This window comes from Chryseobacterium sp. KLBC 52 (assembly GCF_003347605.1).
In the GTDB taxonomy this organism is placed as follows: domain Bacteria; phylum Bacteroidota; class Bacteroidia; order Flavobacteriales; family Weeksellaceae; genus Chryseobacterium.
The window spans coordinates 57,808-82,544 of record NZ_QDFZ01000023.1 but is presented as its reverse complement, the minus strand read 5'-3'; the positions used below and the strand labels follow the sequence as shown (position 1 = coordinate 82,544).

The window sequence follows — 24,737 nt, the reverse complement described above, 5'->3', positions numbered from 1 at the left end:
CAGATAAAAAATCCTGTAAAGTTTAAATTCACCATCAACGACCTGGGGAATAATCAATACGAAGCGGTATTGAATGCTACTATGGAAAGCGGATGGCACATTTACTCTAAAGATCTACCGGAAGATACCGGAATTCCGACCGAGTATAAAGTAACAGGAAAGAATATCGAGTTGATCGGAAAATTTACCGAAGTAGGTAAAAAGCATGAAGAATTTTCTGAAGCGTTTGGAGGAACAATTGTTTTCTACTCCAATTCTGCAGGATTTAAGCAGAAATTTAAATTAAAAGATCCGACAAAACCCGCAGATGTCACTTCTGAGATTACGTATCAGACCTGTGACGACAGAGTTTGTCTCGCTCCCAATACTTTAGAATTCAATCAAAAAGTTACGCCAAAAGGAGTAACGGAAGAGGCTACGACCGAGGAAACTGCAGGTCCTGCAAAAGACTCTGTAAAAATAACGGAGACGGTAACTGAAAATCCTGCAAAAACAGAAGCTACGATCACAGAAACTTCAAAACTGGATCCCAAGCAGCTGAAAATTGAAAGTATTAATTTCAAAAAACCATTGACGGATTGTGGTACCGCCTCTACCAAGGTGGATGAAAATTACTGGACGTATCTATTCTTAGGATTTATCGGAGGATTAATTGCTTTGCTTACGCCATGCGTTTTCCCGATGATTCCACTTACCGTTTCATTCTTTACAAAAGGAAGTAAGGACAAAGCAAAAGGGAAAAGGGATGCTCTTATTTATGGGTTTTTCATTCTTCTTATCTTCGTTTTACTAAGTATTCCTTTCCATATTATTGATGGAATCGCCGGAAATATCTTCAACGAGATTTCGACCAGTGTATGGCTGAATATTGCGTTCTTTATCATATTCATCTTCTTTGCCGGAAGTTTCTTCGGGTATTATGATATTACTTTACCAAGTTCTATTGCCAACAAATCTTCCAAAGCAGAAGAGGCAGGAGGAATTATCGGTATTTTCTTTATGGCATTGACCCTGGTAATTGTTTCTTTCTCATGTACAGGACCTATTTTAGGAAGTTTACTGGGAAGCGCAGTAACAGGTTCATCCAACGTTCCGATGCTGTTGACTTTTGCGTTGGCAGGATTCGGGCTGGCATGGGCAATTATTTTTGGATTGCTGGCATTATTCCCGCAGGCATTACAAAGTCTTCCGAAATCCGGAGGATGGATGAATACGGTAAAAGTTGTTTTAGGATTCGTAGAACTGGCATTAGCATTGAAATTCTTGTCTAAAGCAGATCTTGTATCCAAAACATTCTTCTTAAAAAGAGAACTTTTCATTGCGATCTGGATTATTATCGCCTTAGGATTAGCCATCTATTTATTAGGATTGATCAGATTCCCTCATGATGATGAAAAGCCTAAAACCTCTGTCACCAGAAAAATATTAGGGGTATTGGGAATTGGTTTTGTGATCTATCTGGTTCAAGGGTTAATCCCATCAGACCGTCCAAAACTTCAGTTATTAAGTGGAATTTTACCTCCAATGAACGTAAGCTATTTCCATAATGAAAAAGACGGGATTTTAGGAATGCATCCGGAACACGACTACTTCAAAGCAGTGGAACGGGCCAAAAAAGAAGACAAACCCATCCTGGTCGACTTCACAGGTTACGGGTGTGAAAACTGTAGAAAAATGGAGGAATTTGTATGGAGCGATCCGGATATCTTATCGATTCTTCAGAACGATGTAGTACTGGCTTCTCTCTATGTAGACGACAAAGAAGAACTTCCTGAGGATCAGAAAACCAAAATCGACCTTGGAGACGGACAAATCAAAAAAGTAAATACAATTGGAGACAGATGGAGTTTATTCCAGCAGGTGAACTTCAATAATAACTCTCAACCTCACTATGCTTTAATCACTCCGGACGGAAAAGTCATCAACGCTCCTGTTTCAGGATATATGTCTAAAGAGGATTTCAAAAAATTCCTGGAATGCGGAGTGAATTATTACAAAAAAAATAAAAATTCTAAATAAAAAAAGTATGAAAAAGTTAATCATCTTATCGTTAATCATTTTTGGAGCATGTTTTTATGCTCAGGGAATTAAATTTGAAGAAACCAGCCTTTCTTTGGCTAAAGCTAAAGCTAAGAAAGAAAATAAACTTATCTTTATTGATGCCTACACTTCATGGTGTGCACCATGTAAATTAATGGCAAAAAATGTTTTTCCATCTTCCAATGTAGGAAATTATTATAATGATAATTTTATTAATGTAAAAATTGATATGGAAAAAGGAGAGGGAATTCAACTGAAAAAAAAATATAAGATCGATTCTTATCCAACATACCTGTTTATTGATAGTACAGGTAAAGAAATATTCAGAGATTCAGGCTCACACGATGAAAATGGTTTTATTCAAGTCGGAAAGAATGCACAGGATCCTAATAAAAATATTTCGACACTCAAAGAGAAATTTGAGAAAGGAGAAAATAACCCGGACTTTTTGAAAAATCTGATAAATTTAACTGTTAGGTCGGATCAAGATTTTGCATTTAAGGTTTTTGAAAGGTATTTCAGTTCTAAAAATCAGATAGATAAAGCTGATGTTAAATTATTAACATCAAATATCATTGGTACAGCATCTCAACTGTATAATTTTTTCCAGGAAAAAAAATCAATTATCCTAAAAGCTATTTCGGAAGAAGAGTATAATGCTATAGATAAAAAAATTAAAACAAACACTCTTTTCTATCGTTTTCAACATGATCCAAATAAATTTACTGATGATAGCTATCTGGCTGAAGCCAGCAAGTTTTTAAGTAAAGAAGAAGCGCAAAAGGAATTATTGAAATGTAAGGCTTATAACGCTCTGTCACAAAAAGATATTGCGACTTTCGAAGCATTAATGCTTGAAGCTTATAAAGAATATTCTACAGCCAGCGATGAAGACCTTACCAGAGCAGCATGGTATTTTTCTGAAAATGTAAATACAAAATCTTCTTTGGAAAAAGCGATTTTATGGGCACAAGAATCTGTAAGGAAAAATAAAAACTATTATAATGTCGATACTCTGGCCCGTTTGTATCAAAAAGTTGGAGATGACGTTCAGGCAAAAAAATGGAGAGAAGAAGCTGATCAACTTAAAATGTCTGAAAAATAATGAAAAATAAAGGGATCAATTCGATATGAAATTAATATCCTATAGAATCCTCGGTTACAATTTATCACTCGCTTTCCGGCATTAGTATTTTCGCCGGCGTGGAAAAAACAATATAAATCAATCACATGTCTGCAGTTATTATTACTTAATAGCTGCAGATTTTTTTTGAGGGATTATTTATACAAAATCAGCCGTCGAATGCAAACTATTTCTGTTCGCTTTTATCCGGTGTATTCATATAAAAATCAATCAGAAAAAATTAAAAAAAAAGAAGGAAAAAGAAGGAAAAAAATTTTAATACGACGAGTTTTGTCGCTGTGCGCCAGTACCTTTGCATTAGAGATAAGATAAAGAATCCCGGGAAATTAATTGTCTTAGCCAACCCAATTTTAACCTTAAAATACCTTTTAAATTATGTGTAAAAAACAACTAATAATCATTTTTCTCCTTTTATTTTGCATTTCCTATGCGCAGAATGAATTTACGACCATCTGGAAACCCAATGCAAACGGCATTATCGATCATTCAATAAGGTTCGGCGGCACAGGAACCGATTACACCATTCACTGGGAAGAAGTAGGATATCCTGAGCATAACGGGATGTTTGATTATGTAACCTCTAGCAGCAATGAACCTCTACTCATCTATTTTGGGCCATCATTCCATCCGGATCCTCTGCAGGCCACTTACGAATTAAAAGTATTCAGCGGTAACGGATCATTTTATGGGTTCAGGGCCAATACCGAAATCATGCCTCCGGGTGGAAATCAGGAACTCATAGAACTCAGCCAGTGGGGAAATACGACATGGCTTCAGCAATTCGACAGAGCATTCGCCAACTGTCCCAATCTTAACATAACAGCTGCAGATACTCCTGATTTAACACAGGTAACCAGTTTATCACAAATGTTCCTTAACTGTTCATCTTTAACAGGCCATACTTCATTTTCTTACTGGAATCCATTCCATATTACGGACATGAGCGGTATGTTCAGCGGAGCAACGCTGTTTAATCAGAATATCGGAAACTGGGATACCTCAAAAGTAACCAATTTCAGCAGCATGTTTTCCTCTGCATCTTCTTTTAATCAGGATATTTCTGCCTGGAGTACAATATCCGGAACCGATTTCTCCTCCATGTTTGCAGATGCCACAGCTTTCAACCAGCCGTTAAATTCGTGGAATACAGAAAATGCAACTAATTTCCGCTATACATTCTATAACGCAGCAGCATTTAATCAGCCACTTGATAACTGGAATACAGGTAAAGTGACAGATTTTGAGCACATGTTTGAAAATGCAGTATCATTCAATCAGCCCATTGGAAACTGGGATGTAAGTAAGATTGATTATTTCGCCGGATTTAATATGTTTGCAGGTGCTTCACATTTTGACCAGGATATTTCTTCATGGAATATGAAGCTTCAGAACTTCAGCGGGAATTCAATCTATTTTGGATTAAAAAATGTTGGCATATCGTGTACGAATTACAGCAATTTTCTCATCGCTCTGAATAATAATCCTACCTGGGCGAATTCCACAATAACGTCCGGAACTATAGATGCAACAGGTTTGGTTTATTCTACTCCGCAAGCGATGCTGGCAAGAGCCCAACTGATCAATAAAGGGTTTAATATTATTGGAGATTCCTATATTTCCGGCTGTTTTCTGTCAACAAGAGAGGTTTACCCAAAAACGAAAACTTCTGCGTATCCTAATCCAACGACAGGAGTGATTAACGTGGAATCCTCAGTAGACGAAAATGTTTATTTATATGACAATAACGGTAACCTCATTAAAAATATATTGTTTAGAAAAGGGAAAAATACCATCGATCTTACTGAATATCCTTCAGGAGACTATATCTTTAAAGGTGATACTTTTTTCCATAAAATCACCAAGCAATAACAAGTCAGCCGAAAGGTTAGCTAGTTAAATTTAGCTCCAAAGTCATTGTACTTTGGAGCTTTTTACTTGTAAAATCGAAAAATGTTAACGAAATTGCACAAACTATATAACCAGCTACGAACGAGAATTAAATGACAGAGAAGTTTCCGACAATCAACAGCACGCTTTCACCTGATAGACTTGGTCAACTTATTCAAGAAAAATATGGACTCACCGAAAAAACGGAATGCAGCATCTTTCGGCTTGCAATGAATCATTTATACATCGTTCATGATGGCGAAAACAAATACGTTTTTAGAGTGTATACCCATCACTGGCGAACTGAATTAGAAATTCACGAAGAATTAAGACTTCTTACTCATCTGAAAGTGGCAGACCGACAAGTTGCTTTTCCCATAGCAGATCAATCAAACAAGTTTATCCAGGAAATTGAAGCTCCGGAAGGAATAAGATTTGGTGTTTTATTTTCATATGCTAAAGGTATAAAGACAGCAAAATTTTCACCCGAAACAAGCTTTCTGATTGGAAAAGCATTAGCTAAAGTTCAACAATCAACAGAAAATGTCGAACTGAAGAGAATGTCTTACAATGCTCAAAACCTGCTAAAGAACCCTGTTGCAAAGACAAAAAAATTCTATAGTAAAAACACGACCGAAATTGAATTTTTAGAAAACCTTTCTGATTTTTTAACGCTAAAGTTGGAAAATGCAGACCAACAGAAAATGAGGTATGGAACGGTTCATTTAGACGTTTGGTTTGATAATTTACATATTGATAACGAAGAAGAAATCACATTCTTTGACTTTGATTTTTGCGGGAACGGTTATTTATGTTTTGATATCTCTTACTTTCTATTTCAGTTATTTACAACCCATTTGCACCAAGAAGAGTATGAGGCAAAAGCAGATCATTTCATAAGAGGCTATGAAACTGTCACTAAAATTAGTCATGAAGAGAAACAGTTTTTACCTTACGCATGTCTGGCCATTATGAACTATTATATAAGTGTTCAGTGCGACAGATTTGAATATTGGACCAATATTTTCCTGAATGAAGATCATTTAAAAAGAATGGTGGGGAATCTCAAGCGATGGATTGCTTATCATAAAATTGAGGTAAAATAATGACAGAAAAATGTATACAATCAATTATCATTTTACAAAACTATACAGCATGATAAGATGTTTGACAATTATTATATCAGCCTTATTCTCATTAACAACTTACGGACAAACAAAAATGCGCTCTATTGATGAATTAATAAACGATAAAGATCCAGGTTGGATTCTTGTAAAAGAATGGATAGACACCGCAAAAAATAAAGTGGAAATATTGCCCGTGGATAGCAACAAAGCAAAAGATGCCTTATATAAAACCCAAGTTACAACCAGATCTCCAATGGGTTCAATTGTATACATGACAGGAGGACTTTTGATTGATAATGGCTGGATAAGAATTCTTGGCTCAGGCAGTGATAAGGTAAGCAGATCATTGCCGGAATGGAATAGAGGAAAAACATTTGAGGATTATGGACAGCCAATTCCATATCTATTAATTGCTGACGATGTAATAGGTGGTATTTTCATGCTTAATGGTGGTGGACTTGGAAACGATTTAGGAAAAGTGTATTATTTGGCACCCGATAATTTGAAATATGAACCTCTTGACCTTACTTACACCGAATTTCTGAATTTTTGCTTTAATAAAAATCTGGATGAATTTTATAAAGAATACAGATGGGAAAATTGGAAAAAAGATGTATCAAAACTTAAAGGCGACCAGGTATTTAGCTTTTTCCCTTACTTATGGACGGAACAAGGTAAGGATATTAATAAAATATCAAAGAAGGAAGTTCCAATTGAAGAAAGTTACAAACTAATGCTTGAATTTAGAAAGAAGCTTGGCTTTGATACAGAGAATAAATAATAGAGCTTTTAAATTTCATCCAAAATATATCAAAAACGATCCCATAATGTATACGATCAAATGCTGGCTTTCTTATCTTAAATAAATATTGTAAATATGGATACAAAACCGATTAGTTCTCCCAATCAAAGAAAATATAATGCTGTACTACGTTTCCTGCATTTGTTTGTCATTTCTTATGGGTATCTTTTTATCTTCACTTCTCAGTTTTCACCTTTAGCAGGAATACATAAGAGTGGAGTCTTGTGGTTGTGTAAAAATATTTTTCAGCAAACCCAGGTAGAATATATTACAATGACTGGTAGCGGCGATACTACATTAGATTATTGGGTAGTGCTTGTCAATATTGGCTTAGCAGTAGTGGCTGCATTCGTTATACTTCTTGCAGATAAAAAACAGCGGACATTTAAAGATCTTCATTGGTTTACAGTAGTAGTAGTACGTTATTATGTAGCTATGATAATGCTTTCGTACGGTTTTGCAAAACTACATGATGGACAGTTTCCTCCTAACTCAATTGGCAGACTGGAAGAAAAAGTTGGAGATATGTCACCAATGGGTATGGTATGGACTATGATGGGAGCTTCCACGGGGTATACATTTGTTTCCGGATTGTTGGAAGTTATGGGTGGACTTTTGCTTCTTTTCAGGAGAACCAAAACTTTTGGTGCGCTTTTTTCCATGACAGTGATGATCAATGTAGCTCTGTTGAATTTTTTCTATGATGTGCCGGTTAAAATATTTTCCAGTCATATTGTATTACTTTGTCTCTTCATTGTAAGCGGTGATGCAATGGCTTTATATCGTTTTTTTATCTTGCATCAGCCATCGCAATTACGTCTTCAAAGAAGAACATTCAACAAAAAGTGGAAGAGTATTACAGTTATTGGATTCAAATGGCTTGTAATAGCTTTTTTCATATTGAGCTCTTCATCAGCACTATTCTATACACCTCCGGCCGCTCCGATGGAGGGCGCGTATATTGTGGATCAATTTATCATAAACAACCAGGAAATACCATGCAACGATTCCATTGGCTGGAAAAAAATATTGATAAATTCTCCAAGCCGGACAAAAGTAATATTGAACAATGACAGTACTAAAGCGTTTAAGAGCATTGTAGACACTGAAAATAAGACACTTATGCTTCGCAAAGTGGATCAACAAGACCTGTATGCTTATCTTCATTACAATATTCAAAAAGATAGTATCATTTTTACAGGAAATAAGGGTCGTGATTCTTTAAAGATAAAAGCAATAAGAAAGAAAAAGGAAGATTATCCATTAAACAAGAGGAGTTTTCATTGGATTAATGAATATCCGTTTAACAGGTAAGAGATTTATGTAAAAGCATTTTTTAAGATCACGTTTCAATTTAAAACAGACTAAAATTTTATCTAAAAAAAGATTCATCAATTCATCCAAAACTTAGGATGAATTTTTTTTATGATCTCTTAACAATCCAGTCATCAAAATAAATTTTATATTCGTAGCATAAATGGCTTTGTAAAAATTATATCAATTAAACTGAGCCTGAAAACAGACGTAACCATCTAAAATTTAAGAATTAAATACAGAAAAAATGAGAAACACTATTTATGCTTTGTTGTTATTATTTTTATTCACAAGCATTAATGCTCAGGAATACTCAAAATTAATAATTGAAGCCGATCAATTATATAGAGCAAAAGATTATAAAATGTCTACGGATGTATATGGTAAAGCTTTTAAAATCGAAAGCGAAAATCCAAGTCACTTATATAATGGTGCATGTTCATCTTCTTTAGCAGGAAATACAAATCAAGCATTTAAATGGCTGAACCTATCCATAGAAAAAGGCTGGACCAATCTGAAGCACCTAAAATCCGATACTGATCTCGAAAATTTACATCCAAAAAAAGAGTGGGGGAAAACCGTTGAAAAGTTAGAGAAAAAAATAGCGGCCATAGAAGCAAATTATGACAAACCCCTGCAGGCTGAATTATTGGCAATTCTTGAGGAAGACCAAAAATACAGAATGCAAATGAATGACACTCAGAAAAAATTCGGTCCAAATTCTAAAGAAATGAATGAACTTTGGAAAATCACCAATCAGAAAGACTCCATTAACTTACTAAAAATAAAAAAAATATTAGATGAAAAAGGCTGGGTGGGTAAAGACAAAGTAGGTGCACAAGCCAATAGCGCATTATTTCTTGTCATTCAGCATTCAGATCTTGAAACGCAGAAAAAATATCTGCCGATGATGAAAGAAGCGGTAACAAAAGGAAATGCAAGTCCGGGTTCTTTAGCTTTGTTAATTGACAGAATAGAAATCCGGGAAGGCAGAAAACAAATCTACGGCAGTCAGATAGGAATCAATCAAAGCAATAATACTTACTATGTTTTACCTTTAACTGATCCTGACAATGTAGATAAAAGAAGAACAGAAGTTGGCTTAGGTCCAATCTCTGATTATGTTAAAAATTGGGATTTAGTTTGGGACGCTGAAAAATATAAAAGAGAATTACCCAAATTAGAAAAATTAAATAAATAAAAAAGCTGCTTGCAACAGCTTTCAAAAATGTCGGATTAAGGCTTAATGTAAAGATTCCTTAATCCGGCATTTTATTTTGTAGACTGTAAGAGTAAGAGATCAATTGTGGCACTAACAAACTTCCGGATTTAGGAAAAGCAATTGCAGAAGAGATTAAAACGTGGGATAGAGTTTATTATACTTGAAAATCTGATGTAATAATCAAAAGTGTAAAATAATGAAATCTAACATGTTCTGTGAATTTTTGAAACTCAAATAATATACAATTTAACATAATATAAATTATAGGACTTTTATTATAATTCGGAAATAGAGTCATTAACCGCCTGAGAATCTCTTATTCTGCAATTTTCCCAGCCAATTAACTCTGTAACGGTTTCTAAGAAATATTCCTGGATCATAAACGATCCAGAAACACTTCTAGTTTTTCCTCATTTTCAATTTCCTGAAATACATTTCATGATGTGTACTGTAGACTGTCGGATTATTCTGATCAGGATCTGTTGCACACACAAAAAAATGATCAGGATATCCATAAGAATAAAATATACAGATAAAATCCATCTCTTTTCCTTGTACGATTTTTTTTACTTCATATTCCTCTGTAAGTCTATCCAGCTCTTCATAATCCGTTGAGTTTTCTTTAAAGGGCGTGAAAATCCAATCTAAAAAAAATATTGACCGTACGGCAATTCATGGTCAGAAAAAAGATGTTTCTTCAAAACCCCAGTAATTGCACTTTGGTTACTATTCACTTTTTAACAAAGGAAAATATTTATGGCTCAATGGTTTAAAAGAAATTTGTAGGGAAAATTAACCCTTGTCAAGGTTCAGAACCTTGACAAGGGTCTCTTGCGGCCTCTCGATCTTTAATCATTATTTGCTCCTTTATATTATGTTAAATTAATCAAAGGAAATACAAAATCTTGTCACATGGCAGTTTTTCTTCTCTAAAAACAGAATACCTTTATCCTGACCAAAAAATAAAATAATATGAAACCTAAAATGATCTGGGCCAATCTGGCCGTAACCGACCTTGAACGTACACAGAAATTCTATACTGAGCTGGGATTCAGACCCAATAATCCACACAGTTCCAATGAGCTGGTAAGTTTTTTTCTGGCTGGAAATGAATTGATTGTTCACTTTTTCTTAAAAAATGTCATAGAAAACAACCTTAAAAGCATGAAATTTGGAGATCCGCAAAGTTCCAACGAAATTATATTCACCCTTTCTGCAGAAAGCAAAAACCAGGTGGATGAATGGGCTGAAGATGTAAAAAATGCTGGTGGAACCATTGTTTCAGTGCCTGAGAATTTTGGAGAAAACTACTACGGTTTTGTATTTGCAGATCCGGATGGACACAAGTTCAATGTATTTTTTATGTAGACTTTCAAAATATTTTTCCCTATATTTGACATTCAACAGATCAATATGAACCGCTCGAACTGTCTGCCTCCTCCGGCACCTTAATATTTTCAATTTAATTTGAAGCGTACTCATGTCGTTAACGTATTAACGACCGGGTTTGTCGTGCTTCACATTCTAAAAAAAATATTAATTCAAAATTTTACAGTTCATTCTCTAATGAAAAAATCATATTTATTATTACATCTGGCCGTCATTCTGGCCGGATTTACAGGTGTATTCGGGAAATTGATCACTCTTAACGAAGGTTTGCTGGTCTGGTACAGGCTCCTCTTCTCCTCTATTATTTTGTTCTTTATTGTAAGGCTCTTGAAAATCCCCACGGATATTCCTTTCCGGGGAAAAATTCAGATTTCAAAAGCCGGCTTACTGCTTACGTTACACTGGCTTCTTTTTTATGCCAGTATAAAATATGCCAATATATCCATTGGTGTGGTATGCTACTGCCTGACAAGTTTTTTCACAGCCGTATTCAAACCTGTTCTTGATAAAGAGAAATTCAAGCTTTCTGAATTACTTCTGAGTACGCTGACCATTGTAGGAATCAGCTTAATATTTCATTTTGATACTTCCTATCAGCTTGGGATTATATTAGGTGTCTTTTCATCCGCATTCGGGGCTTTGTATACAATTTATAACAAACGGCTGGTGAGTCATTTTGATACCAAGGTCATCAACTATTATCAGATGATTGCCGGTACTTTATGCTGGGGAGCTTTTTTGCCCGTATATCTCCTCTATTTTCAGTCAGATAGCATAGTTCCTGACTTAAAAAACACGGTCTATTTGGGCGTTTTATCACTTTTTTGTACCGTTGGCTTATATGTGATGTTCGCAGAGGTTTTGAAGAAAATTCCGGCATTTACCGTCAACTTAACATACAATCTGGAGCCCGTGTATGCTATTATTATGGCGTTCTTATTTTTCGGAGAAAGTAAAGAAGTCAATCTTTCGTTTTATATAGGATTGGTGTTTATTATTGCTTCTGTGGTTTTGCAGACGGTAATTTCTATTAAGAAAACAAAATAAAAATCAAAGCTTTTTAAACCAAAACCGGACACTTAAACTAACTTAAGTGTCCGGTTTTTATATCTTAGTTTTAAATAACTATCCATTCAACCCAAGGCTATTATACAGCTGCACCTGCCATATTCCCAGCACTTCTTTGAGCATCACAAAAGTAAATGCTGCATTATAACTGTTAGGAAATACAGTAATTTCGGTATCTATAATATCTGAAGCTTGTGGAACTGGGTTTAATCCAAATGTCTGAAACAAAGCCATAGACCTTTTCATATGAAAACCGGAAGTAACCAGGTATACATCAGACGGAGCCATCTGCTGTAAGATCTTGCTGGAGTATTTTGCATTTTCATAGGTATTCATGCTTTTATCTTCTTTAATGATATCAGCATCTGATACTCCCATCTTTTTAAAATTTTCACTGAATAATTCTGCTTCACTTTTGTGGCCTCTACCTTTTCCGGAAATCAGGATTTTACAAGGCAGATTATTGGTCTTATAGTCATGATACAGCTGATAAGCCGTTACCATTCTGGAATAAGACATGGTATGCAGCTTTTCTGTGTGTTCAAAATCTACAACGCCACCACCCAATACAACAATAACGGGATTTTGAGGAGCTTTATTTTTACTCAACATTGTACTCACATAATTTTTCTGAAGATACCTGGAAGTCAGTTTTCCCAGAAAGCCATTTCCTATAAAAATGATTATTAACACGGCAAAAAAGCCAATCCCTAATCTCAGATTTTTGCGTTTGTTTTTTCTTTTGAGCAGAGCAATGATAACTACTGCAAGAAATACTAAGAAATAAGGTTCTGTAAAAAGTTGAACAACACGGAATAAAAGGTCTAATAAAAATTTCATTTTTCGAATACTATTGATTAATACCGGAAGGCATAGAAACCTCAAAGATAAGGCAATTTCCTGAGTATAGCTTTCCACAGCCATAGAACACTAAAAATGAGCAGGATAATTTCATCTCATTTTTCTTTCCGTTTATACAATTATTTTATACATTTGCAACCATCAAACAACACACTTTTTAGTGTGTTAACAAAAAAGACAAAGTACCTACCCCAGTGAAAAAGCAGAATAGAATTACCGTTTTTATGACTGTACTCCATATATTTTTGGACAGACATTTTTGTAAAGCAAAAAACAAAAACTCTTCCTCCAATATAAAGAAACGTTTTCTCCTTTAAACGGGCGAAAATCAACAATATTTTCTTCTGCAAATCAAACAGATCCCCCAAGTTATCGTATAAACATCTGCTTAATCATCAAAATCTGCAAGCGACTCTCCCGGCAGGTTCACTAACTATCATTAGCTTTAAAACAAAGCAAATCAATGCTTTAAAACATAATCCTTACATCAAAGTAAGATATTTCACTGATTGATTACCGGAATCTGTGTATTAAAAAATCGTAAACAGATTTAGTCTTAAAATTAATATTGCCTCAATGCAATATGGTTTTGAATAGGATACATTTGTCTTGTAACTTTAATACAATCAATGAAATGTCAACAGTTCTCAAAACATTTGTAGCTTATCTTAAAAGACCTGCTCTTTATCCTGAACTGGGCAGAAAAATCATTAAAAATACGGTAAGCAGAAGAAGTCCGTTCAAAGGAAAAGCAAAAACAAATGCCTGGGCTGCCTCTATAGCAGTTTCCCAAGAAGAAGCCGTTTCCAGACTTTTTTCGATGAATACAGATCATTTCAGATCTACCTATGCTGATATCCTGGAAAAGGCCAGCTTAAAAGAAAAAGAATGTCCTATTACAATGGGTGGACCTGGCGCTCTGGAGCTCATTTATTACGCCTGCGAATTTACCAAAGCACAAAACGTTCTGGAAACAGGTGTGGCTTATGGATGGTCTTCTTTGGCCATATTACTTTCGCTTCAACAAAGAAATGGTACACTCTATAGCTCAGATATGCCTTATCTTGCTCAGGATGGTGATCAGTATGTAGGATATGTTGTTCCTGAAAACCTTAAAAAGTATTGGCAGCTATTCCGTTTTGCAGACAGAGAATCATTACCTAAAATTTTTAAAAAGGTTTCCTCTTTTGATGTTTTCCACTATGATTCTGATAAAAGTTACCACGGAAGAATGTGGGCTTACCATCAGATTTATAAAAGACTGAAGCCTGGTGCCGTCTTTATTAGTGATGATATTGGTGACAATTCTGCTTATCAGGATTTTTGTATCAAAAAAAACATTAACACTTCTGTTGTAGAATATAATGGAAAATATATCGGTATTTTTGTAAAATAAATAAAATATCATAAAAAACTAGCCATTGATAAATTCTTAAACCATTAAGAATAGATAAGTAATTAAGAATATTAAGAGAATATCTAAAGACATGCTTGAAGCACAACCCTTCATTCATATTTATTTGAATCTTAACTTTACTTAAAGCCTTAAGTCTTCCTTAATGGTTTTAAAAAAAAGTAATCTCCCGCAGATCAAACAGATCTCACAGATTATAATTCTAAAAAAGATCTGCGTAATCTCCAAAATCTGCGAGAAACTATCATCCGCTTTATCAGGCAAGTTCACTTGACCATCCTTAGCCACCTTAAAGTATAAATCCTTCAATTGAAAACTTTGCGTTTAATTCAATAATAATAAAATCTCCCGCAGATCAAGCAGATATCGCAGATTATAACTCTAAAAAAATCAGCGAGAAAACTATCATCCGCTTCATCAGGCAAGTTCACTTGCCCATCCTTTGCCTCCTTAAAATATAAAAAACCTTCATGTGAAAACTTTGCGTTAAAAACACAAAAAATAAAATAAAAAATTTGAACCATTAAGAATAGATAAGTAATTAAGAATATTAAGAGAATATTTAAAGACATTCTTGAAATACAACCCTTCATTCAAATTTATTTGAATTAAAGCCTTAAGTCCTCCTTAATGGTTCAAAAAAATAATCTCCCGCAGATCAAGCAGATATCGCAGATTATAATTCTAAAAACATCTGCGTAATCTCCAAAATCTGCGAGAAACTATCATCCGCTTTATCAGGCAAGTTCACTTGCCCATCCTTAGCCTCCTTAAAATATAAAATCCTTTATTTGAAAACTTTGCGTTAAAAACACAAAAATTAGAATAAAGAATTTGAACCATTAAGAATAGATAAGTAATTAAGAATATTAAGAGAATATTTAAAGACATTTGAAAAATAAATAATTCAACGTAAAATACTTGCGTAGGTAAACAATATATTTTTTTGTAGTCAAAGACTACTTAATGAATTTAAAAAGAGATATATTTAAGGCAATAGCACATCTTACAAAACTATCTATAATGACGTTGATGACCTCTTAACTCATCAAACCTTAAACTTATCTTAAAATCCCACTCCCCAACTCCTTATTATCAATATTTTTCATACATTCACATGATTTTATAAAAGCATATTGAAAACTCTTATTTGATACTATTTTCAATCATTAAATTGAAAATACATCAATTAATAGCAATAAAACAAGCATAGTTTTCAATTAAAAGCACAATCAGAGATATGTTGAAAAATTTTAGAACCGTTCGTTTATTACTTCTTCTTCCGCTTACATTTTTCGTGTTCGGTTTCCGCCCTCCTCTCAATGAAGAAGAAAAGATGCAGATCATCATGGTCAATACAAAGAATATTTTGTCTTATCTGCATTACAGCCCCAAACCTATTAATGATGCGTATTCAAAAGAAGTGTATAAGCAGTATTTTGAATCAATAGATCCTACAAAAACCTATTTCCTGCAATCTGACATGGATGAGTTTCGTAAATATGAAACCAAACTGGACGATTATCTGAACACCGGAGATTTGACTTTTTATAAACTGACAGTCGATAAATTGTATCAAAGGATTGATGAAATTGATAAAATGACGAAGGATATCTTCAGTAAACCCATTAATCTGGAAGAGGATGAAATACTGACTTTGGAGCCTAAACTGAAAAATGCACCTGCCAACAAGCAGCAGCAGTACAATGAATGGAGGAAATATGTGAAATACAATATTCTGCAGGAAATAGAATCCATGAACAGGAAAAGCGAAGAAAAGAAGAAGGAAGATTCTAACAATAAAGAAAACACCAGTAAGCCTGAAGTGCTGAGCCAGGATGAAAAGATAAAAAAAGCGACAGAAAATGTGAAAGATCTTCTGGAAGAAAAATTTATCAGATTCAGGAAAAGACAAAAAATGGATTGGTTTACCGTATACATCAATGCTTATACTCATATTTTTGATCCGCATACCAATTATTATTCGCCGCAGGGAAAGAAAGATTTTGATATGGACTTCAAAGGAAAAATCATCGGGATAGGCGCAGTGATCCAGGAGAAGAAAGGAAACCTCTATATCGGTACATTATCCATTGGAGCTCCGGCATGGAAGACCAAGCAGCTGACTGAAGGTGATAAGATCTTAAAAATAAAATCTACTCCGGATACTGATCCTGTAAACGTTGTGGATATGCTTTCCAGCGAAGCCATCAAATTAATCAGAGGAGAAAAAGGAACACCAATCACTTTAACCGTACAGAAAAAAGACGGAACGATTCAGGATGTCACCATCATCCGTGAAGAAATATCGATTGAAGATACCTTTGCTAAAAGTATTATTATCAACGCATCCGATAAAAAATACGGACTTATTAATTTACCTAAGTTCAATGCAGATTTTGAAGATAAAGACGGTAGAAATGCTTCTGATGATATTAAAAAAGAAATCATCAAACTTAAAGAACAAAATATCCAGGGAATTGTGTTGGATCTTAGAGGCAACTCTGGAGGTTCTTTAACGGAAGTTGGTGATATTATGGGGCTTTTCATGGAGGCAGGCCCTTATGTGCAGGTGAAAGACGGAAATGGAAAGATTACCACTTTAAAAAATAAAAATGAAGCTCCCATCTGGAACGGTCCGCTGGTGATTCTGCAGAATGAATTGTCTGCTTCTGCTGCGGAAATTTTAGCCGGTGTGATGCAGGATTACGGAAGAGCAGTTATCATGGGCTCTCCTGTTTCGTATGGAAAAGGAACGGTACAGGTATTTGTAGATTTGAACAGGTTCTTAAGTACTGAGGAAGATTTTGGTTCCATAAAACTAACCATTCAGAAATATTACAGAATCACCGGAGAGTCTACCCAGAGAAAAGGAGTAAGCTCAGATATTCAGATGAAAGATATCTTTTCTTACGCAGACATTGGTGAAAAATATGATGACTATGCATTAGCCTGGGATAAAATACCGGGAACAAGCTTCAACAGACAAAACTTTTTCAATATTCAGGCTGTACAGAAAGTAAGTGCAGAGAGAATTGCTAAAAACGATAATTATAAACTCTTACTTGAATACGCCCAATGGAGAGAAAATCTAGGTAAGGAAAAAACGGTGCCTTTGAGCATTCAAAAATACAGCGACCTGATGAAGCAGAGAAAAGCTCAGGATGATAAATTCAAAGGATTAAAAACATTAGAAAGCGGTCTTACATTTACCATGTATCCAAAGGATATTGAAAGAGAGAAAAATGATGCAGCATTCAAAAATAAATCGGAGGTATGGATTAAAAATCTGCAAAAAGACCTCTATCTGCAGGAAGCAATAAATATCGTTGAAGATCTGGAAGTAAGATCTTAAGCATACTTTCGTGTTCTCCTATAAAAATTCAAAGCTCAACAATGTATTCCCTTATATTGTTGAGCTTTTTTCATTATAATCAAAATTTATTACAAAATATTTGCGTAGCTAAATAACTACACATATATTTGTAGTCAAATAACTACACGATGAATTTAAGAAGAGATGTATTTCAGGCGATAGCAGATCCTACAAGACGATCTATTTTGATATTGGTAGCGACACAGTCGATGACAGCAGGAGCCATTGCCTCCAATTTTGCTACGGCAAGACCCACTGTTTCAAAGCATCTCCAGATCCTTACAGAATGTGAACTGCTTCGATCTGAACAAAACGGCAGAGAAATTATCTATCACCTAAATCCCAATAAAATGAAAGAAATAGCCGATTTTATAGAACCCTTCCGCAACATGTGGGACGAGAAATTCAACAAGCTGGAAAGTGTGATGAAGGCCTTCCAAAACATGAGTAAGAAATAATATGAGATAAAAGATGAAAGACGAATAGATGAGAGACAATGGATGTCAAAGTTTAAATTGTGAACATCAATATCAATAGTGAATTTTGCTTTGCAAGTGAATCGTCAATGAGCAGTGAAAGGATAACAACATTAAACTTTAAGCCTTAAACCTTGAACTCTCCTACTTTAACACAAAATAATCCGGATCTCGCATCCCGAACCCTCAAACTCTAATACTCTACTACCCTCAAACTCAAGAAAAACCCAAAATATGGAACTTAAAACAAAAATCCAGGCAGAAGACGGAAAACAGGAACTCTTCATCATCAGAGAATTTGACCTTCCTGTAGAACTTCTTTTCAAAGCGTATACAGAAGCTGAACTGTTTGAACAATGGATGGGAACGAAAGTGACCCAATTCGAAAACAAACAACATGGATGTTACCGCTTTGAAACCTCAAACCCTCAGGGCGATGTGGTTTTCAGTGCCAATGGAACGATTCATGACATTGTTCAGAATGAGAAAATTATAAGAACTTTCCAGATGGAAAACACTCCTTTTCCGGCTCAGATGGAATTTTTAGAATTTGAAAAATTAACGGATACCACCAGCAAAATCACGATCCAAACCATTTATAAATCTGTAGACTTCAGAGATCAGCACCTGAAAATGCCTTTTGCACAGGGTATCAATATGGCGCATAATCGTCTGCAGGAGATATTAGGTAGCAGGTAGCAGATAATAGGTTATAGGAAATATTAAATCAAAAATACGGGATACGGGTTTCGAGGTGCGGGGTGCGAGGTTTATAAACTACCCTGAATAACTCGCATCCCGAAACCCAAAACTCTCCCACTCTAATACCCTCAAACCCTCTAACCTAAACACCCCGAATCTCGCATCCCGAAACCCGAAACTCTCCCACTCTAATACCCTCAAACCCTCTGACCTAAAATAACCCTCAAACATACCACACAATGAATCCAAAAGTTAATTTTTTCTTCGAAAATGCCGGACAATGGCAGGAAGAATTTGAAAAGTTAAGAGCTATTGCCCTTAGTACTGATCTTGTAGAAGATTTAAAATGGGGCTGCCCCTGTTATACTTATGAAGGGAAAAATATTTTCCTGATCCATGGTTTTAAAGAATATTGTGCGCTTCTCTTCTTTAAAGGAGCTTTGATGAAAGATCCTGACAATATCCTTATTCAGCAGTCTAAAAATGTACAGGCTGCAAGGCAGATTCGTTTTACCGAAGTAGCGCAGATTAATGATCTGGAAGAAGTTCTTCGTTCTTATATGTTTCAAGCTGTTGAAATAGAAGAATCGGGTGCTAAAGTGGAAATGAAGAAAACAAAGGAGTTTGAAATGGCTGAAGAGTTTCAGGAGAAGCTGAATCAAGATCCTGCATTACAAGACGCTTTTAAAGCATTAACTCCCGGAAGACAAAGAGCTTATCTACTCCACTTTTCTTCTGCCAAACAGTCCAAAACCCGTGAAGCGCGCATTGAAAAATGCATTCCACAAATCATGGAAGGAATAGGATTAAACGACTAATGACATAAAAAAAACAATCATGAACACACCACAACCATCACAAAAAAGAACAAAAATCATCTATTGGTTATTCACCCTTTGGATGGCTTTGGGAATGGTTTCAACAGCCATTGTCCAACTGATGAAAAACAAAGATGAACTGGCCAATTTTACCAATCTCGGCTACCCTTCTTATCTGATGACCATCATCGGAGTCTGGAAAATTCTGGGCATTATTGCCATCTTAATTCCTAAGGGTCTGCTTTTAAAAGAATGGGCTTATGCAGGCTTTTTCTTTGTCATGTCAGGCGCTGTAATTTCCCATCTTATCGTTGGTGACACAGCAGGACGAACTTTTCCGGCACTATTATTATTAGTACTGGTTCTTATTTCCTGGTATTTCAGACCAGCAGAAAGAAAAATCACGATTACTGATTAATAATTTTAATATTAAAAGTCTTTGAAACCTTTATTTTTGAAACATTAAGATTGTATTAAGTTGTTAAGAATATTACGGTGAGCTTCGCTTTAAGCTTAAAAGTAAAAATTTTATCGAAGATAAAATCTTTGCGTCTTAAACACTCCCTTATTAACAAAACCTGCGCCTTTGCGATATCCAACAATACAACAAAACAAAATTTGACATGAAAAATAAACTAACCCAGGAACAAATCAACGAGCTTTTGAAAACACTAAAAGCCCGTTTTGAAAAAAACATGAACCGTCATAAAGATCTGAAATGGGAAAAAATCCAGCAAAAACTGGAAGCCCATCCCGAAAAGATCCGGTCTTTATACGAAATGGAAACTACAGAAGGTGAACCTGACGTGGTAGATTATAATAAAAAAACAGACGAATATTCCTTCGTTGACTGTTCTCCTGAAAGCCCCAAACGCCGAAGCTTATGCTATGATTATCCTGCCTGGGAGGCCAGAAAAGCCAACAAACCGGAAAGCAATGTCATTGATACCGTTTCTGAAATGGGCATTAAACTTTTGACAGAGGAAGAATACCGCCAACTTCAGGAATTGGGAAAATTTGACCAGAAGACTTCAAGCTGGATCAAAACACCACCACAGATCCGTGAACTTGGAGGCGCTATTTTCTGTGACAGACGATACAATACCGTATTTACTTATCACAACGGTGCAGATTCTTATTACGCCGCAAGAGGCTTTAGAGGTTTATTAAAAGTATAAAGGACAATTATTAGCTGGGATCTCTCAACCAGGGAGATTCCACACTCCAGAAAATAATATTAACGCCAAGATAGTTTTCAGCATATGCTGTAAATTCTTCTTTGGTAAAAGGTTTCTTCGTTTTCGGGTTTTTATAAGTCAGCGTCGGCTCCTGAACAGCCATGGCAACCAGAGAAAGCTTTCCTTTGTACTGATTAAAAAAAGGATAAGAATTTTTCATTTGTGCTTTTTTATCCGGAACAATATCAGGTCCACCCAATCCGATCTTATTTTTATAAGCAAAATCGAAGAGTCTGGACATATATTGGTGATCATTTTCCCATTCACACGGAAAGAAATTGACATATTGCAATACGTAAGACTGGTGGAAAGCAGATCTTGCAAATTGTAAATTTTCCAATTCAGCCTGAAAATAACGGTCGCAGCTAAAGCCTGTTGTGTCTTTTTTCATATCAATATCTATCGCTGTTTCCGGAAGATTAATCCCCTGGATTTTTCCATCAAATTGCTTTGCCAGCTCTCCTATCAGTTTCTGAAATCTCATTCGGACCGCCGGATTCCATTGCTGGGTAGCCCAACCATTTCCAACAGGTTTATTTTCGCCCGGATTATCATACTGAGGAACCAATCCTCCTGTATATTCTTTATCTTTCAACACATACTCAGGAATATATTTTGCCTGTGGCTCAAAAAACCTGTCCTGAAGCTGGATAAATAGTTTTTTGTTGAGGCTCGTCAGGTAACTCAGATCTTTCTCAATAACAGAAAAATCATATACATCTTTTGATATTTCCAAAGCCTTCCAGTTATAAACAATCTGTACTCCGCCAATATCTTTGCGGGTTATCATCTTTTCAATTCTATGCAGATCTCCTGAGGAAGTATAAATATAATTCTGAGGAGCCTGTCCCGGCACAAAATATATACCTAAAATAAATAATCCTAAACTCAGCACCTGAGCAATCTTTTTCATTAACAATCAATTTTAAAAAGTAAATCATTTTCCGTGCCTAAAAACTTTAGATATTTTTAATAGCATTAAAATAGTATTTCATTATGAGCAATATTTTAAACATTGTTCTCCAATTAGATTAAAGTATAATTAACAGATCGCTCCTCTGGAGCTTTATTATTACGGAAACTTCATTTTTTCTATTAATAGTATATCCCAATGGGAACAATTCAACTCCAATAGGAGCTAACTGTTAATAGAACGTATTGGTTTTAAAATTATAGCTCCGGAGGAGCGACCTGTTAATTCGTACCGTAAGTATTGGTAATTTCAATGTATTTCTTTAATTGATATTTTTCCTTAAATCCATTTTATGAAATATTAATTTTCACCAAAAAATCATTATCTCTTCATATCCTATTTTTAATATACAAATACTATTATTATTTTAGCAGAATAGAAATTTGATTTTTAACAATTAAGGATATGAAAAAATTAATCTTATTGGGCGCTGTATCAGCTTTTTTAATCAATTGTAATAAGAAAACTGAAGCACCGGCTCCCAAAGTGGAAGCAGATACCATTGCTGTGGAAGAACCTGTAATAGATACTCTTGGACCAAAATCGTTCTGTTATATCGGGGCTACAGGAAAAGACAGTGTTTTTGCTTCTATTGATGACAATTTAGGAACAATCACCGGAAAATTCTCTTATAAAAACAGCGAAAAAGACAGTTCAAAAGGAGATGTAACGGGTTTCAAATCCGGAGATACCCTGAAACTAACTTATGAATTCAGCTCTGAAGGTAAAAAGAGCAAAAGAGACATCTACTTCCTTCAAAAGGATAATGTTTTAACGGAAGGTATTGGTGATCATAAGGAAGAAGACGGACAAACCAAATATGCCGACGAGAAAAAAATCAGCTATAAAGACGGACAGAAGCTAACTCCTGCAGATTGTAAGGTCGTAAGTGAAGCTTTGAAAAAATAATTTGTTATAAAACAAAAAAGCTGTCTCAAAAGTCCACTAGTGGATTTTTGTCATTCTGACGAAGGAAGAATCTCTATGACAAACAACTACATGAGATTCTTCACTACATTTTATTTCGTTCAGAATGACACTTTTGAGACAGCTTTCATTTTATGCTAATTCTGTTCAATCATTTCAATAAAACGGTTCACAGCTTCATCTCCTGTACTCCACGAAGTAATAAGACGAATGGCTGAAAAATTTTCATCTACTTTTTTCCAGACATAGAATTCAAAATTTTCAGACAATACCTCAATAAGATCATTACTTAGAATAGGAAAAATCTGGTTGGTATAGGTATCGGAAAGAAAAGCAGTTCCTTTTTCCTGCAAAGCCTTTTTAATTTTCATCGCCTGCTGATTGGCATGTTGTGCCAGATCGAAATACAGATTGTCTTTCATGAGTTCCATAAACTGAATTCCCAACAGTCTTCCTTTTGCCAGTAACGCTCCTTTTTGTTTGATATTAAAAGCAAAATCTTCCTGTAGCACAGGATTATTTATTACGATTGCTTCTCCTATCAAAGCTCCGTTTTTAGTTCCTCCAAGATAGAAAATATCAGTCAGAGCAGCTACTTTTTCCAGGGTCAGATCACTGATCTCCGCTGTCAGCCCATGCCCAAGTCTTGCCCCATCCATAAAGAGATATAATTTATTTTCCTTACAAAATACGGAGAGTTCTTCCAGTTCTTTTGCCTGGTAGATTGTTCCCAGCTCTGTAGAATTGGAAATATAAACCAATTTGGGCATTACCTGATGTGGCACATTACTGTGTCCCTCTAAAATTGGAACAATATCCGAAGGCTTTATTTTTCCATCTGCCGTTTCAATGCTCAATATTTTATGGCCTGTAGCTTCAATAGCTCCCGTTTCATTATTCAGGATATGCCCGGGAGCAGCAGAAATAACACACTGATAAGGTTTTAGAATGGCAGAAATAACAATTAAGTTAGCCTGGGTTCCACCTGAAACCAAAAAGACTTCCGAATCCGGGTTATTGATTTTTTCTTTAATTAATGCTTTCGCTTTTAATGAATACTCATCTTCTCCATAGCCAGCCTGCTGTACAAGATTATGCTGTGAAAGTGCCTGTAAAATATTAGGATGACAGCCTTCAGAATAATCGTTTTTGAATGAAAATTTCATAGAGTAAAAGTAAAAAAAGTTAAAATACCAAGAGTCAACTTTTCATTTTATTTTGTTAGATTTGTACTGAAAATCATCTAACATTTTGAAAACAACCCTAACAGAAGAGAATTACCTGAAAGCTTTGTTTCATTTAGTTGACAATGAAGGAAAGGTTACGATTAATGAGCTCAGCAAATTTTTAAATGTAAAAATGCCGAGTGTCAATAACATGATGAAGAAATTTGCGGAAAAAAAGTGGGTCATTTATGAAACCTACAAACCCTTAATCGTTACAGAAAGCGGAAGACGTGAAGCTGCCCTGGTCGTTCGTAAACACCGGCTTACCGAGATGTTCCTGGTTAAGAAAATGAATTTCGGCTGGGAAAACGTTCATGAGATTGCAGAACAGCTTGAGCATGTGCATTCTCAAATCTTCTTTGATAAAATGGACGAAATTCTGGATCATCCTAAATTCGATCCTCATGGAGAACCTATCCCTGATAAAGATGGTAATATCATTGCTCAGGATCTGCAAAAATTAAGCAGTTGTGAACCGGGAGAGACTGTCACCTTTGCCTCTGTTACCCTTTCCGACGATGCTTTCCTTACCTATCTGAATGACAGGAAATTGCTGCTCAACACCAAGGTAAAAATTGTAAAAATAGAAAGTTTTGATAAATCCATGACGATAGAGATTGAGGGAAAAACAGAAATTTTAAGCAAAAAAGCGACTGAGAAAATACTGGTTAAGAAATAAAGCATAATTAAGATAAATCATTCTGATTTTAAGCTTACAGCGAAATGTTACTTA

Annotated in this window: 21 protein-coding genes; 18 read left to right on the top strand and 3 right to left on the bottom strand. The window is 35.2% G+C overall.

Annotation, left to right across the window (positions count from 1 at the left end; translation table 11 throughout):
- The 9 genes from DDF69_RS20325 to DDF69_RS20285 all read left to right on the top strand — a co-directional run.
- The coding region (locus DDF69_RS20325) for a protein-disulfide reductase DsbD family protein (RefSeq protein WP_114822380.1) at positions 1-2,019 on the top strand (2,019 nt) is incomplete at its 5' end.
- A gap of 7 nt (positions 2,020-2,026) precedes the next feature.
- On the top strand, positions 2,027-3,145 hold the full coding sequence (locus DDF69_RS20320; RefSeq protein WP_114822379.1) for a thioredoxin family protein: 1,119 nt from the start codon (positions 2,027-2,029) through the stop codon (positions 3,143-3,145).
- A gap of 414 nt (positions 3,146-3,559) precedes the next feature.
- The gene (locus DDF69_RS20315) at positions 3,560-5,053 is read left to right on the top strand and encodes a BspA family leucine-rich repeat surface protein (RefSeq protein WP_114822378.1); all 1,494 of its coding nucleotides are present in this window, start codon (positions 3,560-3,562) and stop codon (positions 5,051-5,053) included.
- 131 nt (positions 5,054-5,184) lie between these two features.
- Positions 5,185-6,177 carry a phosphotransferase gene (locus tag DDF69_RS20310; protein ID WP_114822377.1) on the top strand — a complete coding sequence of 331 codons (993 nt, stop codon included), beginning with the start codon at positions 5,185-5,187 and terminating at the stop codon, positions 6,175-6,177.
- A 10-nt stretch (positions 6,178-6,187) separates the two neighbouring features.
- Entirely contained in the window at positions 6,188-6,979 is a 792-nt protein-coding gene (locus DDF69_RS20305) for a DUF2625 domain-containing protein (RefSeq protein WP_228412062.1), read from the top strand.
- Positions 6,980-7,075: 96 nt separating this feature from the next.
- On the top strand, positions 7,076-8,314 hold the full coding sequence (locus tag DDF69_RS20300; protein WP_114822376.1) for a hypothetical protein: 1,239 nt from the start codon (positions 7,076-7,078) through the stop codon (positions 8,312-8,314).
- 268 nt (positions 8,315-8,582) lie between these two features.
- Positions 8,583-9,515, top strand: a complete 933-nt coding sequence (locus DDF69_RS20295) for a DUF6624 domain-containing protein (protein ID WP_228412061.1) — start codon at positions 8,583-8,585, stop codon at positions 9,513-9,515.
- Between the two features lie 993 nt (positions 9,516-10,508).
- Entirely contained in the window at positions 10,509-10,904 is a 396-nt protein-coding gene (locus DDF69_RS20290) for a VOC family protein (RefSeq protein WP_114822374.1), read from the top strand.
- 198 nt (positions 10,905-11,102) lie between these two features.
- Positions 11,103-11,972, top strand: a complete 870-nt coding sequence (locus DDF69_RS20285; RefSeq protein ID WP_114822373.1) for a DMT family transporter — start codon at positions 11,103-11,105, stop codon at positions 11,970-11,972.
- Positions 11,973-12,050: 78 nt separating this feature from the next.
- Here DDF69_RS20285 and DDF69_RS20280 read toward each other — a convergent pair whose 3' ends face one another.
- Positions 12,051-12,833 carry a YdcF family protein gene (locus tag DDF69_RS20280; protein ID WP_114822384.1) on the bottom strand — a complete coding sequence of 261 codons (783 nt, stop codon included), beginning with the start codon at positions 12,831-12,833 and terminating at the stop codon, positions 12,051-12,053.
- Positions 12,834-13,488: 655 nt separating this feature from the next.
- Here DDF69_RS20280 and DDF69_RS20270 point away from each other — a divergent pair.
- From DDF69_RS20270 to DDF69_RS20235, 7 genes are all read left to right on the top strand, one after another.
- Positions 13,489-14,250: an O-methyltransferase gene (locus DDF69_RS20270; protein WP_114822371.1), complete on the top strand. Its 762-nt coding sequence runs from the start codon at positions 13,489-13,491 to the stop codon at positions 14,248-14,250.
- A gap of 1,258 nt (positions 14,251-15,508) precedes the next feature.
- Positions 15,509-17,623 (top strand): carboxy terminal-processing peptidase, encoded by a 2,115-nt coding sequence (locus DDF69_RS20260; RefSeq protein WP_114822369.1) that lies wholly within the window; start codon positions 15,509-15,511, stop codon positions 17,621-17,623.
- A gap of 149 nt (positions 17,624-17,772) precedes the next feature.
- Complete coding sequence (locus DDF69_RS20255) at positions 17,773-18,102, top strand: ArsR/SmtB family transcription factor (protein WP_114822368.1); 330 nt, start codon at positions 17,773-17,775, stop codon at positions 18,100-18,102.
- A gap of 252 nt (positions 18,103-18,354) precedes the next feature.
- Positions 18,355-18,819, top strand: coding sequence for an SRPBCC domain-containing protein (locus tag DDF69_RS20250; RefSeq protein WP_114822367.1), 465 nt, complete (start codon positions 18,355-18,357; stop codon positions 18,817-18,819).
- Positions 18,820-19,061: 242 nt separating this feature from the next.
- Complete coding sequence (locus tag DDF69_RS20245; protein WP_114822366.1) at positions 19,062-19,640, top strand: YdeI/OmpD-associated family protein; 579 nt, start codon at positions 19,062-19,064, stop codon at positions 19,638-19,640.
- Positions 19,641-19,659: 19 nt separating this feature from the next.
- Positions 19,660-20,058 (top strand): DoxX family protein, encoded by a 399-nt coding sequence (locus tag DDF69_RS20240; protein WP_114822365.1) that lies wholly within the window; start codon positions 19,660-19,662, stop codon positions 20,056-20,058.
- A 205-nt stretch (positions 20,059-20,263) separates the two neighbouring features.
- On the top strand, positions 20,264-20,818 hold the full coding sequence (locus tag DDF69_RS20235; RefSeq protein WP_114822364.1) for a DUF4256 domain-containing protein: 555 nt from the start codon (positions 20,264-20,266) through the stop codon (positions 20,816-20,818).
- Positions 20,819-20,828: 10 nt separating this feature from the next.
- Here DDF69_RS20235 and DDF69_RS20230 read toward each other — a convergent pair whose 3' ends face one another.
- The gene (locus DDF69_RS20230; RefSeq protein WP_114822363.1) at positions 20,829-21,791 is read right to left on the bottom strand and encodes a hypothetical protein; all 963 of its coding nucleotides are present in this window, start codon (positions 21,789-21,791) and stop codon (positions 20,829-20,831) included.
- 465 nt (positions 21,792-22,256) lie between these two features.
- Here DDF69_RS20230 and DDF69_RS20225 point away from each other — a divergent pair, with 465 nt between their 5' ends.
- The gene (locus tag DDF69_RS20225; protein ID WP_114822362.1) at positions 22,257-22,760 is read left to right on the top strand and encodes a hypothetical protein; all 504 of its coding nucleotides are present in this window, start codon (positions 22,257-22,259) and stop codon (positions 22,758-22,760) included.
- Between the two features lie 155 nt (positions 22,761-22,915).
- On the opposite strand, the gene DDF69_RS20220 is transcribed toward DDF69_RS20225, so the two are convergent.
- The gene (locus DDF69_RS20220) at positions 22,916-23,944 is read right to left on the bottom strand and encodes a threonine aldolase family protein (RefSeq protein WP_114822361.1); all 1,029 of its coding nucleotides are present in this window, start codon (positions 23,942-23,944) and stop codon (positions 22,916-22,918) included.
- 85 nt (positions 23,945-24,029) lie between these two features.
- Here DDF69_RS20220 and DDF69_RS20215 point away from each other — a divergent pair, with 85 nt between their 5' ends.
- On the top strand, positions 24,030-24,683 hold the full coding sequence (locus DDF69_RS20215; protein WP_114822360.1) for a metal-dependent transcriptional regulator: 654 nt from the start codon (positions 24,030-24,032) through the stop codon (positions 24,681-24,683).
- Positions 24,684-24,737: the final 54 nt, after the last annotated feature.